At 38.7% G+C, this 14,759-nt stretch carries 15 protein-coding genes, 1 tRNA gene, 2 pseudogenes and 1 other annotated feature; of the genes and pseudogenes, 12 read left to right on the forward strand and 6 right to left on the reverse strand.

Annotated elements, in window-relative coordinates:
* Positions 1 to 64: 64 nt before the first annotated feature.
* Positions 65 to 409 (reverse strand): annotated as a pseudogene (locus tag K6J66_RS04695) (class I SAM-dependent methyltransferase); the annotation flags it as partial.
* Between the two features lie 137 nt (positions 410 to 546).
* Between K6J66_RS04695 and K6J66_RS04700 the strand changes: the two are divergent.
* From K6J66_RS04700 to K6J66_RS04715, 4 genes and pseudogenes are all read left to right on the forward strand, one after another.
* On the forward strand, positions 547 to 1,302 hold the full coding sequence (locus K6J66_RS04700; RefSeq protein WP_005661161.1) for a class I SAM-dependent methyltransferase: 756 nt from the start codon (positions 547 to 549) through the stop codon (positions 1,300 to 1,302).
* A gap of 63 nt (positions 1,303 to 1,365) precedes the next feature.
* A pseudogene (locus K6J66_RS04705) lies at positions 1,366 to 1,593 on the forward strand (PucR family transcriptional regulator); the annotation flags it as partial.
* 121 nt (positions 1,594 to 1,714) lie between these two features.
* Positions 1,715 to 2,974: a GntP family permease gene (locus K6J66_RS04710; RefSeq protein ID WP_110442592.1), complete on the forward strand. Its 1,260-nt coding sequence runs from the start codon at positions 1,715 to 1,717 to the stop codon at positions 2,972 to 2,974.
* Between the two features lie 8 nt (positions 2,975 to 2,982).
* Positions 2,983 to 4,119, forward strand: a complete 1,137-nt coding sequence (locus K6J66_RS04715; protein ID WP_038439583.1) for a glycerate kinase — start codon at positions 2,983 to 2,985, stop codon at positions 4,117 to 4,119.
* 39 nt (positions 4,120 to 4,158) lie between these two features.
* On the opposite strand, the gene K6J66_RS04720 is transcribed toward K6J66_RS04715, so the two are convergent.
* On the reverse strand, positions 4,159 to 4,872 hold the full coding sequence (locus K6J66_RS04720) for a YggS family pyridoxal phosphate-dependent enzyme (RefSeq protein WP_005658370.1): 714 nt from the start codon (positions 4,870 to 4,872) through the stop codon (positions 4,159 to 4,161).
* Positions 4,873 to 5,044: 172 nt separating this feature from the next.
* Positions 5,045 to 5,162 (forward strand) — a sequence feature (Thr leader region).
* Between the two features lie 33 nt (positions 5,163 to 5,195).
* On the opposite strand from K6J66_RS04720, the gene thrA reads away from it, so the two are divergent.
* From thrA to thrC, 3 genes are read left to right on the forward strand one after another with little or no spacing between them, the layout of a single operon-like run.
* A complete protein-coding gene (gene thrA / locus K6J66_RS04725) occupies positions 5,196 to 7,643 on the forward strand; it encodes a bifunctional aspartate kinase/homoserine dehydrogenase I (protein WP_038439584.1) in 2,448 nt (815 codons plus the stop codon).
* 12 nt (positions 7,644 to 7,655) lie between these two features.
* Entirely contained in the window at positions 7,656 to 8,600 is a 945-nt protein-coding gene (gene thrB, locus K6J66_RS04730; protein WP_038439585.1) for a homoserine kinase, read from the forward strand.
* Between the two features lie 42 nt (positions 8,601 to 8,642).
* Entirely contained in the window at positions 8,643 to 9,920 is a 1,278-nt protein-coding gene (gene thrC, locus K6J66_RS04735; protein WP_005690972.1) for a threonine synthase, read from the forward strand.
* A gap of 207 nt (positions 9,921 to 10,127) precedes the next feature.
* Here thrC and K6J66_RS04740 read toward each other — a convergent pair.
* The 4 genes from K6J66_RS04740 to K6J66_RS04755 form a co-directional block, all read right to left on the reverse strand.
* Positions 10,128 to 10,203: transfer RNA gene (locus K6J66_RS04740), tRNA-Lys, on the reverse strand.
* Between the two features lie 265 nt (positions 10,204 to 10,468).
* Positions 10,469 to 11,482 (reverse strand): site-specific integrase, encoded by a 1,014-nt coding sequence (locus tag K6J66_RS04745; RefSeq protein ID WP_110442591.1) that lies wholly within the window; start codon positions 11,480 to 11,482, stop codon positions 10,469 to 10,471.
* On the reverse strand, positions 11,482 to 12,360 hold the full coding sequence (locus K6J66_RS04750; RefSeq protein WP_061724371.1) for a hypothetical protein: 879 nt from the start codon (positions 12,358 to 12,360) through the stop codon (positions 11,482 to 11,484). Before K6J66_RS04750 ends, K6J66_RS04745 begins: the two co-directional genes overlap by 1 nt.
* Entirely contained in the window at positions 12,360 to 12,926 is a 567-nt protein-coding gene (locus K6J66_RS04755) for a phage repressor protein CI (RefSeq protein WP_110442620.1), read from the reverse strand. The genes K6J66_RS04750 and K6J66_RS04755 overlap by 1 nt, the downstream gene beginning before the upstream one ends.
* A 127-nt stretch (positions 12,927 to 13,053) precedes the next feature.
* Between K6J66_RS04755 and K6J66_RS04760 the strand changes: the two genes are divergently transcribed.
* Genes K6J66_RS04760 through K6J66_RS04780 form a run of 5 tightly spaced genes read left to right on the forward strand, consistent with a single transcriptional unit; the run spans position 13,054 to position 14,692 of the window.
* Positions 13,054 to 13,266, forward strand: a complete 213-nt coding sequence (locus K6J66_RS04760) for a hypothetical protein (protein ID WP_005667758.1) — start codon at positions 13,054 to 13,056, stop codon at positions 13,264 to 13,266.
* A 57-nt stretch (positions 13,267 to 13,323) separates the two neighbouring features.
* Entirely contained in the window at positions 13,324 to 13,827 is a 504-nt protein-coding gene (locus K6J66_RS04765; RefSeq protein ID WP_110442619.1) for a hypothetical protein, read from the forward strand.
* A gap of 18 nt (positions 13,828 to 13,845) precedes the next feature.
* Positions 13,846 to 14,214 (forward strand): hypothetical protein, encoded by a 369-nt coding sequence (locus K6J66_RS04770; RefSeq protein WP_005642993.1) that lies wholly within the window; start codon positions 13,846 to 13,848, stop codon positions 14,212 to 14,214.
* Positions 14,214 to 14,399, forward strand: a complete 186-nt coding sequence (locus tag K6J66_RS04775; protein WP_005667755.1) for a hypothetical protein — start codon at positions 14,214 to 14,216, stop codon at positions 14,397 to 14,399. Before K6J66_RS04770 ends, K6J66_RS04775 begins: the two co-directional genes overlap by 1 nt.
* A gap of 11 nt (positions 14,400 to 14,410) precedes the next feature.
* Positions 14,411 to 14,692 carry a hypothetical protein gene (locus K6J66_RS04780; protein ID WP_015967401.1) on the forward strand — a complete coding sequence of 94 codons (282 nt, stop codon included), beginning with the start codon at positions 14,411 to 14,413 and terminating at the stop codon, positions 14,690 to 14,692.
* Positions 14,693 to 14,759: the final 67 nt, after the last annotated feature.

Raw genomic sequence — 14,759 nt, forward strand, 5'->3', positions numbered from 1 at the left:
TTCTCAATTTAAATTGATATTTAGATGAAAAACAAAACGGTACATTAAACGAACCATACACAGATTATAGGTTTACAGGCTGGATATAGCCTAATCTTGTTAATACATCACAAAGCTCATTAAATAACTCAGTGCAATCATAAGTTTCATCAATCAACTTATCATTGTTATTCATATCTTGATATTCATTTTGAATTAAATAGCCTTGTAATGCTGATTTCAACTCAGCTTTAGTTGTCGGTTTTTCCATTTGAGACATCATATAAAGATGCAGTTTATTCAAATTTTCTACGCCGCCGTTATACATATTTTCAGCACCAATATACTGATTTGCGCCTTCTACCAATGTTTTTGCATATTGAGTAAAGCGTTTCGGTATGTAAGTTTTGTTATCTTCAAAGGAATAAATTGAATTGAAAAAAGCATTGAAGAAATAATAGGAAAAGGCGGAACAATTATTCCGCCTTAATTTATTTAATCTATCATTTTAATAGTTATCATTTTTATCTATAATATAAAAACCAAGTTAATTACTAGGAGATAAAAATGGCAAAAGATGAAGTAGGGCATAATTTTCTTGCACGTTTGGGTAAAACGCGTTTGCGTCCAGGCGGTAAAAAAGCGACAGATTGGTTAATTGCCAATGGCGATTTTAGCCAAGATAAAAAAGTGTTAGAGGTTGCCTGTAATATGGGGACGACTGCAATTGGATTGGCGAAGCAATTTGGTTGTCATATTGAAGGTGTTGATTTAGATGAAAATGCGTTAGCAAAAGCACAAGCAAATATTGAAGCAAATGGCTTGCAAGAAAAAATTCATGTACAGCGTGCGAATGCGATGAAGTTGCCTTTCGAGGATGAAAGTTTTGATATTGTCATCAATGAAGCGATGCTCACAATGTTACCCGTGGAAGCGAAGAAAAAAGCCATTGCAGAATATTTTCGAGTGTTAAAACCCAATGGTTTATTGCTTACTCACGATGTTATGCTGGTGGGGAATGATCATCAAACTATTCTAGAAAATATGCGCAAAGCGATTAACGTGACTGTCACGCCATTAACGAAAGATGGATGGAAAGGCATATTCCAAGAAAGTGGCTTTAGAAATGTTGATACTTTTTCTGGCGAGATGACCTTACTTTCACCAAAAGGAATGATTTATGATGAAGGAATTTTCGGTACGTTAAAAATCATCCGTAATGCGATGAAAGCGGAAAATCGTGAGCAATTTAAAAGAATGTTCAAAACCTTTAATGATCCTGAACATAAATTACATTTTATTGCTGTATGTAGCCAAAAATAATATAAAAATGAACCGCACTTTGATTTGCACCTTAATGAGTAAGCTTATTTGTTTAGTTTTGGGGTGCAGATCATTTCACCCCTTTTCTCAGAAGAAAATGCGACACTTTATAAAACCCTTCAACAATATTTTTTATCAAATTGTGATCTTTATCTCACTGCGGAAAAATTATTTGTTCACCCGAATACTTTGCGTTATCGATTGAACAAAATAGAGCAAATAACTGGCTTATTTTTCAATAAGATAGATGATAAATTAACGCTCTATCTCGGAACGTTGTTAGAACATTGAGGTTGTATAACTTTACAAAGTTTGATGATTTTTAACCGCAATTTTTGTTTGCTCTAATAAAGCATTTTCCCTATAAAACAGAAATAATCTCCTTGGTTTTAATTTTTATAGGAGAGAAAAAATGACAACAGTCTCAGCAATAGGTGCGTTGGTGGCGTTAATCGTTGCTATCTTCCTCATTTTGAAAAAAGTCTCACCAGCTTATGGTATGTTGGTGGGAGCTTTGGTTGGAGGCTTAATTGGTGGTGCGGATTTATCGCAAACAGTGAGCCTAATGATCGGTGGCGCACAGGGTATTACTACTGCGGTTATGCGTATCTTAGCTGCTGGTGTGTTGGCAGGCGTGCTGATTGAATCGGGTGCAGCAAATTCCATCGCGGAAACCATTACTAATAAATTGGGTGAAACTCGAGCTTTACTCGCCTTGGCACTAGCGACGATGATTTTAACTGCGGTGGGTGTGTTCGTGGATGTGGCAGTGATTACTGTTTCACCAATTGCTTTAGCGTTATCGCGTCGCAGCGATTTATCGAAAGCTGCAATTTTGCTCGCCATGATTGGCGGTGGTAAAGCTGGTAATATTATGTCGCCAAACCCAAATGCCATTGCGGCAGCAGATACTTTTCATTTGCCACTCACTTCCGTGATGATGGCTGGTATAATTCCCGCACTATTTGGTTTGATTCTCACCTACTTCTTAGCAAAACGCTTAATCAACAAAGGTTCTAAAGTGACTGACAAAGAGGTAATCGTGCTTGAAACGCAAAATTTACCTTCATTTCTGACCGCACTTGTCGCACCTTTAGTGGCAATTTTGCTATTGGCACTTCGTCCATTGTTTGATATTAAAGTTGATCCATTAATTGCATTGCCGTTAGGTGGTTTGATTGGTGCGCTTTGTATGGGCAAACTTCGCAATATAAATAGTTATGCTATCAATGGATTGAGTAAAATGACACCCGTGGCAATTATGTTACTTGGTACAGGCGCGCTTGCTGGCATCATTGCTAATTCTGGTTTAAAAGAAGTATTGATTCAAGGTTTGGAACATTCAGGTTTGCCATCATTCATTCTTGCACCAATTTCAGGGGTGTTGATGTCTTTAGCGACAGCTTCTACCACGGCAGGTACTGCGGTGGCATTCAATGTGTTCAGTAGTACCTTGTTAGAACTTGGTGTTAGCAGTCTTGCTGGTGCAGCAATGATTCATGCAGGGGCGACCGTATTTGATCATATGCCACATGGTTCTTTCTTCCATGCCACAGGCGGTAGTGTGAATATGGATATCAAAGAACGTTTAAAACTTATTCCTTATGAAAGTGCGGTCGGTTTGATGATGACCATCGTTTCTACCTTAATTTTTGGCGTATTTAAATTCTAGGAGTTGTTATGAAATTTGTGATTGCACCTGATTCTTTTAAAGAAAGTTTGACCGCACTTGAAGTCGCTACCGCCATTGAAACAGGCTTCAAACGTGTATTCCCCGATGCGGACTATGTAAAATTGCCAATGGCAGATGGGGGCGAAGGTACAGTTCAATCCCTTGTGGATGCCACGCAAGGCAAGCTCATTGAATGTGAAGTCACCGCGCCTTTGGGTGACAAAGTGAAAAGTTTCTTCGGTTTATCGGGAGATGGAAAAACCGCGATTATCGAAATGGCAGCAGCTTCTGGTTTACATCTTGTTCCGCCTGAAAAACGCAATCCCTTGCTTACCACCAGTTACGGCACAGGGGAGTTGATTAAACTGGCATTAGATTTAGGCGTGGAGAGTTTCATTCTTGGCATTGGCGGTAGCGCAACCAACGATGGTGGTGTAGGAATGTTGCAAGCACTAGGGATGCAATGTTTAGATTCGCAAGATAAGCCTATCGGTTTTGGTGGAGCAGAGCTAGCAAATATTGTGAAGATTGACGTTCAACAATTAGATCCACGTTTGCAACAAGTTCACATTGAAGTAGCGTGCGATGTGAATAATCCGCTCTGTGGTGAATGTGGCGCATCTGCCATTTTTGGACCACAAAAAGGAGCAACGCCTGAAATGGTGAAACAACTTGATGCTGCACTTTCGCATTTTGCTGAAATTGCCGAACGCGATTGCGGTAAACAAATTCGTGATCAGGCTGGCGCAGGTGCTGCTGGTGGTATGGGTGGTGGCTTGCTATTATTACCAAGCGTACAACTGAAAGCAGGCATACAAATTGTGTTAGACCGGTTACATTTAATTGACTATGTAAAAGATGCTGATGTAGTGATTACGGGTGAAGGGCGAATAGATGCACAAAGTATTATGGGTAAAACGCCAATTGGTGTGGCGCGTACGGCAAAACAGTTCAATAAGCCAGTGATCGCCATCGCAGGGTGTTTGCGTGAAGATTATGATGTGGTGTTTGATCAGGGTATTGATGCGGTGTTCCCTATTATTCACCAACTTGGCGATTTATCGGATATTCTCAAACAAGGCGAACAAAATTTAATTTCTACCGCTCAAAATGTGGCGAGAGTACTGGCATTTAAATTTCATTAAGAAATAAGGCTTGTTTTAAATTCGAGCCTTATTCCATGATTATTTATTTTGTGATGTTGAATAATTTCTCGCACCAAAAATCGCAGTGCCAATGCGTACCATTGTAGAACCGCATTTTATTGCGCTCGGCATATCATCCGTCATTCCCATAGAAAGTGTATCAATTTGTTGATTGGGTAAGGCTTGTTTAAGTTGTTCAAATAGGTCTGACATTTTTCTGAACACGGCTTCTTGTTCAGCAATTTTATCGGTTGGTGCGGGTATTGCCATTAAGCCACGTAGGCATAAGTGCGGTAAATTTTCGATGTGTTTTGCTAGTGTTAGCATTTCCTCAGGTTGAATACCTGATTTACTTTCTTCATCGCTGATATTAATCTGAATTAATACATTCAATGGAGCCTTGTTGGTCGGTCGTTGTTCATTTAAACGATCTGCAATTTTTGCTCGATCAAGCGTTTGCATCCAATCAAAATGTTCTGCAACGAGACGGGTTTTATTTGATTGTAATGGGCCGATAAAATGCCATTCAAGGTTTATATTTTGAGACTCAAAATATTGGATCTTTTCTACCCCCTCTTGCACGTAATTTTCCCCAAAAGCCGTTTGTCCCGCTTGATAAGCCGAAAGAATAGCAGAAATAGGTTTGGTCTTAGATACGGCAAGTAATTTTACGGTATTTTGATTGCGATTTTTTTCTTTACAAGCCGTTTCAATTTTTTGCTGAATTAGGTTGAGATTATGCTGGATATTCATAGGTTTTCCTTTATAAAAAAGTGCGGTTAGTTTACACGAAATTTATTGACTAAGAAAATTTCTGAAAAATTTGTCACTTTCTGTTTGACAAGCTCGGGAAATTTCGGTATTTCTTTACGCATTCATTTTTCAAGATAAAACACAATGAAAAATAACCGCACTTTATCCGTAATCATTAGCACGATTACCGCCATTATGATGACCATTATTATGATTAATGGTGCGGGTTAGTGCAGCAAAAACAAGATACAGAAAACCCGCGATTCAACTGAATAGCGGGTTTTTTTATAAATTTAAAAACACAATATCTAGGAGAACCAATTATGCGCGTACTTAAATTTGGCGGCACTTCGCTTGCAAATCCGGAACGTTTTTCCCAAGCGGCGAAATTGATCGAGAAAGCTCATTTAGAAGAGCAGGCTGCAGGTGTTTTATCTGCACCAGCCAAAATAACCAACCATCTCGTCGCCCTTTCTGAAAAAGCTGCATTAAATCAATCAACTGATACGCATTTCAACGAAGCAATCGAAATTTTCTATAACATCATCAATGGCTTACATGCCGAAAATAATCAATTCGACTTAAATGGCACCAAGGCACTTATTGATGCTGAATTTGCTCAAATCAAAGGATTATTAGAAGAAATTCGTCAGGCAGGAAAAGTAGAAGATGCAGTTAAAGCGACCATTGATTGCCGTGGGGAAAAACTTTCTATTGCAATGATGAAAGCTTGGTTTGAAGCACGTGGCTATAGCGTACATATTGTGGATCCGGTCAAGCAATTATTAGCAAAAGGCGGTTATCTTGAGTCTTCAGTTGAAATTGAAGAATCAACAAAACGTGTTGATGCAGCAAGTATTGCAAAAGATAAAGTGGTGCTGATGGCAGGTTTTACTGCGGGTAATGAAAAAGGCGAGTTGGTATTGCTCGGTCGTAATGGCTCAGACTATTCTGCAGCCTGTTTAGCCGCTTGTTTAGGCGCAAGTGTATGCGAAATTTGGACCGATGTGGACGGCGTTTATACTTGCGATCCGCGTTTAGTGCCTGATGCACGTTTATTACCAACGCTTTCTTATCGTGAAGCGATGGAACTCTCTTATTTCGGTGCGAAAGTGATTCATCCTCGTACGATTGGGCCATTGTTGCCACAAAATATTCCTTGTGTCATTAAAAATACAGGAAATCCTTCTGCGCCAGGTTCGATTATTGATGGCAATGTGAAATCAGAAAGTTTGCAAGTTAAAGGTATCACTAACTTAGACAATTTGGCGATGTTTAATGTGTCAGGCCCTGGTATGCAAGGTATGGTAGGCATGGCATCTCGCGTATTTTCAGCCATGTCAGGTGCAGGCATTTCAGTTATTTTAATTACTCAGTCTTCGTCTGAATATAGTATTAGTTTCTGTGTGCCTGTGAAATCTGCAGAAGTAGCGAAAACCGTACTAGAAACGGAGTTTGCTAATGAATTAAATGAACATCAATTAGAATCAATTGAAGTGATTAAAGATTTATCCATTATTTCTGTTGTGGGCGATGGAATGAAGCAAGCGAAAGGCATTGCTGCTCGTTTCTTCTCGGCATTAGCGCAGGCAAACATTAGCATTGTGGCGATTGCACAAGGATCTAGCGAACGTTCAATTTCTGCGGTTGTGCCGCAAAATAAAGCCATTGAAGCGGTGAAGGCTACCCATCAGGCGCTTTTCAATAATAAAAAAGTCGTGGATATGTTTTTAGTGGGCGTTGGTGGAGTAGGCGGAGAATTAATTGAGCAGGTAAAGCGTCAAAAGGAGTATCTAGCAAAGAAAAATGTTGAAATTCGAGTTTGTGCTATTGCGAATTCCAACCGTATGTTGCTTGATGAAAATGGATTAAATTTAGAGGATTGGAAAAACGATTTAGAAAATGCGACTCAGCCATCAGATTTTGATGTATTGCTTTCTTTCATTAAATTACATCATGTGGTGAATCCAGTATTTGTAGATTGTACTTCAGCCGAATCTGTAGCAGGGCTTTATGCTCGTGCGTTAAAAGAAGGTTTCCATGTGGTTACGCCAAACAAAAAAGCGAATACACGAGAATTAGTTTATTACAATGAGTTACGCCAAAATGCCCAAGCAAGCCAGCATAAATTTTTATATGAAACCAATGTAGGTGCGGGCTTGCCAGTTATTGAAAATCTCCAAAACTTACTTGCAGCAGGTGATGAGCTTGAATATTTTGAAGGGATTTTATCTGGCTCGCTTTCCTTTATTTTTGGTAAGTTGGAAGAAGGACTTTCTCTTTCAGAAGTAACCGCACTTGCGCGTGAAAAAGGCTTTACTGAGCCAGATCCTCGAGATGATCTTTCTGGACAAGATGTAGCACGCAAATTATTAATTCTTGCTCGTGAAGCGGGAATTGAACTTGAACTTTCAGATGTTGAAGTTGAAGGTGTATTGCCGAAAGGCTTCTCCGGTGGAAAATCTGCAGATGAGTTTATGGCAATGTTGCCACAGCTTGACGAGGAGTTTAAAACTCGCGTTGCCACAGCTAAAGCAGAAGGCAAAGTATTGCGTTATGTTGGAAAAATTAGTGAAGGAAAATGCAAAGTATCCATCGTTGCGGTAGATCTGAATAATCCACTTTATAAAGTGAAAGATGGTGAAAATGCCTTAGCATTTTACACTCGTTATTATCAACCGATTCCACTTTTATTACGTGGCTATGGTGCAGGTAATGCAGTTACTGCGGCAGGTATCTTTGCAGATATTTTAAGAACATTACAACATTAATAAGGATTCCCAATGTTAAGAATTTACGCCCCTGCATCTAGTGCGAATATTAGCGTAGGTTTCGATACCTTAGGTGCTGCGATCTCTCCTATTGATGGTTCTTTGTTAGGCGATGTGGTTCAAATAGAATCTATTTCAACTGGTTTTGAGTTAGAAAGTGCGGGCTATTTTGTTCGTAAATTACCGAAAGAACTACAAAAAAATATTGTTTACCAGGCTTATGTGCTATTTCGCGAGCAATTAAAATTACGCGGAGCAAATGTTAAACCTTTACGTTTAACGCTCGAAAAAAATATGCCTATTGGCTCTGGTTTAGGCTCTAGTGCTTGTTCTATTGTTGCTGCATTAGTGGCATTAAATCAGTTTCATAATGAACCTTTTTCGAAAATGGAATTGCTTGAAATGATGGGAGAATTGGAAGGTCGTATTTCTGGTTCAATCCATTATGATAACGTCGCACCTTGCTATCTTGGCGGTGTGCAATTTATGGTGCAATCGCTCGGCAATATTTGTCAAAAATTGCCATTTTTTGATAATTGGTATTGGGTGTTAGCCTATCCGGGAATTGAAGTTTCTACTGCTGAAGCTCGTGCAATTTTACCGAAAAGCTATACTCGACAAAACGTGATTGCCCATGGTCGTCATTTAGGTGGCTTTGTGCATGCTTGCCATACCCATCAGGAAAATCTTGCCGCGATTATGATGAAAGATGTCATTGCCGAGCCTTATCGTGAATCTCTGTTACCTAATTTTGCTGAAGTAAAACAAGCTACACGAGACTTAGGTGCACTTGCCACGGGTATTTCAGGCTCAGGGCCAACTATTTTCTCTATTGCCCCTGATTTACAAACTGCAATTAAACTTTCAAGTTATTTAGAAAGCCATTATTTACAAAATAATGAAGGTTTTGTGCATGTATGTAAAGTTGATAACGAAGGCACAAGAGAAATTAAATAAGTTAATTTAAATAGATGAAATCAGATTAAAAACGGATTAAATATGAATTTATACAATATCAAACACCCAGAAGAACAAGTCACTTTTTCTCAGGCTGTTCGTCAAGGTCTTGGGCGGGATCAAGGTTTATTCTTTCCAGAAGTTATTCCTAAACTTAATAACATTAATGAATTACTTGAATTGCCTCTTGTTGAGCGTAGTCAAAAAATTCTAGGTGCATTAATTGATGGCGAGTTACCACAAGCAACGTTAGATGCGATGGTGAAAAATGCATTCACTTTTCCTGCACCGTTAGAAAAAGTGGAAGATAATATTTATGCACTTGAATTATTTCACGGTCCAACGCTAGCATTTAAAGATTTTGGTGGGCGTTTTATGGCTCAGGCGCTTGCAGCAGTTCGTGGTGATGGCAAAATTACTATTTTAACGGCAACTTCAGGCGATACTGGAGCCGCTGTAGCACATGCGTTTTATGGATTAGAAAATATTAATGTAGTTATCCTTTATCCAAAAGGCAAAATCAGCCCATTGCAAGAAAAGCTGTTCTGTACTTTAGGTGGGAATATTCGTACTGTTGCGATTAACGCTGATTTCGATGCGTGTCAGGCTTTGGTTAAGCAAGCCTTTGATGATGTTGAATTGCGCCAAGCTATCGGGCTTAACTCTGCAAATTCTATTAATATCAGCCGTTTATTAGCTCAAGTTTGTTATTACTTTGAGGCTGTCGCACAATTGCCAAAAGAAAAACGTGATAATGTCGTGGTTTCTGTGCCAAGCGGTAATTTTGGTAACTTAACGGCGGGATTAATTGCAAAAACCTTAGGCTTGCCGATAAAACGCTTTGTCGCCTCAACAAACGCAAATGATACTGTGCCACGTTATTTGAAATCGGGTAATTGGGATCCTAAAACGACAGTTGCAACCCTTTCTAATGCAATGGATGTAAGTCGCCCAAATAATTGGCCGAGAGTGGAGGAATTGTTTAAACGAAATGGTTGGGATTTAACTGATTTAGGTTCGGGGATGCTAAGTGATAGCGAAACAGAAGATACTTTAAAAGCGATGCAGTCGAAAGGTTATTTATGTGAGCCTCACGGTGCGATAGCTTATCAGGTGTTGAAAGATCAACTTAAAGCAGATGAAGTAGGCATTTTCTTGTGCACTGCACATCCCGCGAAATTTAAAGAATCCGTAGAACGTATTCTTGGTATTCAGCTTCCATTACCTGAAACACTGGATAAACATAATCAGCTACCATTGCTTTCTGATGAAATGGATAATGATTTTGCACAACTGCGGGCTTACTTATTGAAGTCATAAAGTGCGGTAAATTTTTATTGTGTTTTGGATAGCATCTGATTTTCAGGTGCTATTTTATTTTAGAAAATATAACGTAGCGATAAAATATATTAATTATTTTAGATTGGATGGAGAGAATAGCTATTTTTCAATAAGCAAGTAATTTAAAAAGTAGTATCAGATTTAGGCAATAAAAAAACACCTTTCGGTGCTTACTTTATTTTTAAGTGGTGGGTCGTGAAGGATTCGAACCTTCGACCAACGGATTAAAAGTCCGCTGCTCTACCGACTGAGCTAACGACCCAATTAGATGATTTTAAAATAAATTTTAAAATCTTTGGATTGGTGTTTAAATGGTGCCCGAAGCCAGACTTGAACTGGCACGCCTCGAAAGGCGAGGGATTTTAAATACCATAGTTAAACCAGTATAAACAATAACTTATAGCAACATTAATTGCTTGCTCGTGCAAATAAGGGCATATAAAGGTAAATATAAGACAGAACCGCCAGCCAATCGCCAGTAAAATAGAGGAAAAAGTACAAGGGATTTTTTGAAAAACAATCCCTTTTTACTGTGCAGGATTAGAAAGCGGGTTGAATTTGACCGCACTTTCTAAGTGCGATGGGGCGAAATGTGCATAACGCATTGTCATTTCGATAGTTGAATGACCGAGAATTTCTTTCAACACTAAAATATTCCCACCGTTCATCATAAAATGGCTGGCGAATGTATGGCGCAAAACGTGGGTAAGTTGCCCTTTCGGCAATTCAATTTCGGCACGTAAAACGGCATTCTCAAAGGATTCATAAGCATCATTAAATAAACGCCCACGTTTCTTAGGCAACATATCGAACAATTCTTTGCTGATAGGCACGGTCCTATTTTTCTTTGATTTTGTGTTCGTGAACGTGATTTTATACGGCATAACTTGCGATTGCGTCAGCGTTTCTGCCTCACTCCAACGTGCACCAGTTGCCAAACAAATTCGCACAATCAAGCCTAAATCAGGATTTCGAGAGTTATCGCATTCAGCTAATAAACGATAAATATCCCGCTCATATAAAAACGCTAATTCTGTTTCTCGTTCTTTAAACAAGCGCACACCATCAAGGGGATTCTCTGCCGTCCACTTACGCAATGATTTCAGTTCGTTAAACACCGCCCGCAAATAAGCGTGTTCACGGTTTACTGTGGCTTCTTTCGGGGGCTTGTTTTTGTTCGCGGAAAATTCGCCATCAAGGCGGCGTTTTCGGTAGTCGGCAAAGATTTCTGCGTTAAATTCATTGGCAGGCGGATCGCCCAAGTTCGCACACAAGTTTTTTAGTTTGGCTAAGCGTGCCTCACCGTCTGACAACGTTTTGCCATGCAAATCAAACCATTCCTGCACATAAAAACTTAACGCGGGCAAGTCGCTTGATTCCAAAACTTGCACAGAATCAACCGCACTTGTCGTTTGTTCTTTGGCTTGATTATAAAAACGTAGCGCATCGCCTTTGGTTAAAAACCATTTGCGTGAACGCTTACCGTTTACATAAACTTCCGCAAGCCATTTTCCGTTTTTAGTGTCTTTACGAACTGCCATTATTGATTAAAAGTTTTGGCTAAAGCTAAAAATTCCTCTCGGCTATATTTTTTATCATCAAAGCCAATCATTGTAACAATCGCATTAATTCTGATATTTACACGCGCACCTGTTTGTACATAAATACCAGTTAATGCTAAAACCTCTTTAGTATCAGGGTAGCCATAAAGCCCATCACAAAGTAATGTAATTCTTAAATGGTTTGGCGGTAAATCACTATCAAAATAATCGCCATAAATTGAGAATTTTAATTCTTTTGGTGGGAATGGATAAATTATACGTTTTGAATCTTCTCGAGCTTGATATTCTTTTTCAGCTTTTAAACGTTCTTGTTCCATTTTTTCTGAAAGTTCCTCAAAGAATCGTTCTTCTTTCTCTCTGAGCAAATATAGCTCTTCTTCACTTATAATTTTTTCTAATATTTCAATAAATAGAGAGTAATATTTCCCTTTATAAAGAAATTTTGTTTCAATATCATCTTCATCAACCTTTATTATTTGTCTTTCTTTATTAATATAAAATATCTTATGGTAGCCTTTAGGCGATATTGCATATCTAATGACATTATGAGAAATTGTTCTAGGTTCGTGATCTGCTTTAAATGTGATTTCTATAGGTTTTTTAGATTCCCATAAAGTAAAAAATTCATCATTATAATTTGATTTTGTTTGTCGGTTATTTGATATTAAATTTGCTTTGTAACTTTCTAATTTAGGGTGGTATTTTTTCATTATAAAAATAGTCACAATAATATTAGTAAGTAAAATCCAGCTACCAATATTTGTTCCTTCCAATACAATAAATTTGGAAATGATAAAAAATGAAACGCAGTTTAGAATTATCCATATTAGAAAAGCACGTTTAAATATTTTTTTCATCACATCTTCTCCATCTTCAAAATCACCTTCCCCACCACATCAATATCACTCAATTCACATTCAAAACTGAATTTGCCGCCGTCTACACGGATTTTCCCTGCAGGTAACACAGTGATATAACGGATAAGATGGGAGTTTTCGACGATGACGAAGTATTCGCCATCCACTAAATTGCCGTAATCGCTAGTCGCAAAGTAGGTGTGATTGTCTTCATCAATACGAAACACTTTGTCATAACTTTCACGGCTGTCTAAATTCGGTAAGTAAGGCAAAAGAAAGGGTTTATTTTCTACTATGAAAGATTTTCCGCTTTCTAGCTTTATTGTATGAAAATATTTCAGATCGTCTGAATTATCAAAAATCGGCTCATTTCCATAGGCCACATAATCCAATCTTGCGCCTGTTTCTTTCACGCAACGGATCACTAATTCTGCAGGGAAAAAACCCCTAGAAGCCCACGTGCCAAAGGTGCTGTGTGGCATTCCTAAATGTTCAGCAAGAAGTTTTCTATTCGCAAATCCGTAAGCCTTGACTATTCGATTGATGACTTCCTTTCCACCGATCATTTCAAAATTTAACTCATTTGACACAAAATCACCTATTGACAACTCAATGAACACAGATCAATAATAATTGTGTCAAATGACACAATATAGATATATACCAATATTTACTAATGGGAGAGTTTAAGCAATGAACGGCCAAAATGCAATTTGTATAAATGTACAGATCCATGCGCCTTATGTCACGTTGAAGAAATATGCCGAGCTTACTGGGCTTTCGTTAGACAAAGTGCGAAAGATGAGAGCGGCAGGCGAACTGCCTATTGCAGATAAAAAAGCGGAAAGAGGTTCAGTGTTAGTGAATTTAATCGCGATTGCCAAACAGGCGGCAAAACAAGAATAAAAAACCGCACAAAAGTGCGGTCAGTTTCCAAAAGATTTTAGTTATAAGGGGAAGACAATGACTAAATCATCATTCACGTTTTTCTTTCAAGAATATTGCGAGAAACACAATTTAACCAACGAAGAAATTCAAGAAAGATTCGCTATTCTTCAGTATCAGGCAGAAGTCGAGCGAGATACCACTCAAGATCATCAGCAGCTTTCGGCGATTTTTGCGAAATGGCGTGAAAACTGCCCACGCAAACAAGCTAATAACGATGAGACAACTTCCCAATATACGGGAGCAGAACATCAAGCAATTCGGGATTTGTTTGCTTCACTGAAGCAATCAGCGCGTGAAGCTCATTCTCTACATCATCAATCACATCAGGGTGACGCGCAAGCCCACGCAAAAGACAACCCATTACACGTTCTTGAAGTCCCTGCTGTAACTGAAGTTGATAAAGCTGTGTTTGCATATCTTGAAGCGTTTTTTGCATCTGATCGTTCATCTTCTGAAATCCTTAAATTAAGTAATCGTTTATTCAATTTAGGGCAAGCATACAACAAAACAGCTAAATAAAAAAGCGAGGGCGCGACAATGTATGTATCTGAAAACGAAAGTGCGGTAGAAAAATGGCATCGTTTAAACGGTGTGCCCATGTCGAAAGCAAGAAATAGCGAAGAAACCTTGCATGAAATGGGCTTGAGTAAATATCCCACTGAACGCGCGTTTAATCATCTTTCTGATGAGCAAAAAGGCATGTTAAAAGCGTTAGCAGATATTGAACCCTTTGAAGATTACATCTCGCCCGATCTGACTGGCGATAAGTTATGGCATTACAACGAAAAAGGCATTGATAAATTAACCAAAGCCTTTCACGCCATGTCAGCACTTCGCACGCCTTTTCCGCGCGCTTTAACCCGTCGTGATTTTTACAATATCGACCCACACACAAGGGGGAAATAATGGCAACGAAAAACCGAACCATTATCAAAAAATACGCCGATCGCTGGCACAAAGAAGCCTGTCATTTATACGCAAAATGGCTCAACGCAAAACGCCAAGGCGATGAAGAAGCCGCAAATTATTATTTCAGCAAATATATTACGGCTGGAGACAACTGGATCAACTACACCAAATTTGCCCATTAAGGAAAACTCTTATGCAAGAACACATTATTGATTTATCTGAACGTTATGCCCTTAAGTTAAACGAAAACCACGTTTATATCCTGTACAAAATTGAACTCAATGAAAACGGCACTTATCAGCGCAAAGGCGGCGCAGTATGTAAGGATTTACCTTCCTTGTTGGACAAGCTGATTTACTGTGAATTGATGAATGAGAAAGTAGAAACTCTTGAAGATATGCGTAACGTGCTACATGCCATTCACAGTGAAGTAACACGCATCGCCGAAATTCAAGCTACTTATGCGCAGGCATAAACCCTTTTTTATCCATATCTATTAATTTAATTCATCTAAATTTATTTTAGATGAATTTTAATAATAA

The sequence above is a fragment of the Haemophilus influenzae genome (genome assembly GCF_019703545.1).
Taxonomy (GTDB): Bacteria; Pseudomonadota; Gammaproteobacteria; order Enterobacterales; family Pasteurellaceae; genus Haemophilus; species Haemophilus influenzae_E.

Bases quoted from the DNA above. Each gene is read 5' to 3' on its own strand.
- K6J66_RS04780 (WP_015967401.1), top strand. From the start codon at position 14,411: ATGCAAGAACACATTATTGATTTATCTGAACGTTATGCCCTTAAGTTA.
- K6J66_RS04750 (WP_061724371.1), bottom strand. From the start codon at position 12,360: ATGAAAAAAATATTTAAACGTGCTTTTCTAATATGGATAATTCTAAAC.
- K6J66_RS04715 (WP_038439583.1), top strand. From the start codon at position 2,983: ATGAAATTTGTGATTGCACCTGATTCTTTTAAAGAAAGTTTGACCGCA.
- K6J66_RS04770 (WP_005642993.1), top strand. From the start codon at position 13,846: ATGTATGTATCTGAAAACGAAAGTGCGGTAGAAAAATGGCATCGTTTA.
- K6J66_RS04745 (WP_110442591.1), bottom strand. From the start codon at position 11,482: ATGGCAGTTCGTAAAGACACTAAAAACGGAAAATGGCTTGCGGAAGTT.
- K6J66_RS04720 (WP_005658370.1), bottom strand. From the start codon at position 4,872: ATGAATATCCAGCATAATCTCAACCTAATTCAGCAAAAAATTGAAACG.
- K6J66_RS04755 (WP_110442620.1), bottom strand. From the start codon at position 12,926: ATGATCGGTGGAAAGGAAGTCATCAATCGAATAGTCAAGGCTTACGGA.
- thrB (WP_038439585.1), top strand. From the start codon at position 7,656: ATGTTAAGAATTTACGCCCCTGCATCTAGTGCGAATATTAGCGTAGGT.
- K6J66_RS04765 (WP_110442619.1), top strand. From the start codon at position 13,324: ATGACTAAATCATCATTCACGTTTTTCTTTCAAGAATATTGCGAGAAA.
- thrA (WP_038439584.1), top strand. From the start codon at position 5,196: ATGCGCGTACTTAAATTTGGCGGCACTTCGCTTGCAAATCCGGAACGT.
- K6J66_RS04700 (WP_005661161.1), top strand. From the start codon at position 547: ATGGCAAAAGATGAAGTAGGGCATAATTTTCTTGCACGTTTGGGTAAA.
- K6J66_RS04775 (WP_005667755.1), top strand. From the start codon at position 14,214: ATGGCAACGAAAAACCGAACCATTATCAAAAAATACGCCGATCGCTGG.
- K6J66_RS04710 (WP_110442592.1), top strand. From the start codon at position 1,715: ATGACAACAGTCTCAGCAATAGGTGCGTTGGTGGCGTTAATCGTTGCT.
- K6J66_RS04760 (WP_005667758.1), top strand. From the start codon at position 13,054: ATGAACGGCCAAAATGCAATTTGTATAAATGTACAGATCCATGCGCCT.
- thrC (WP_005690972.1), top strand. From the start codon at position 8,643: ATGAATTTATACAATATCAAACACCCAGAAGAACAAGTCACTTTTTCT.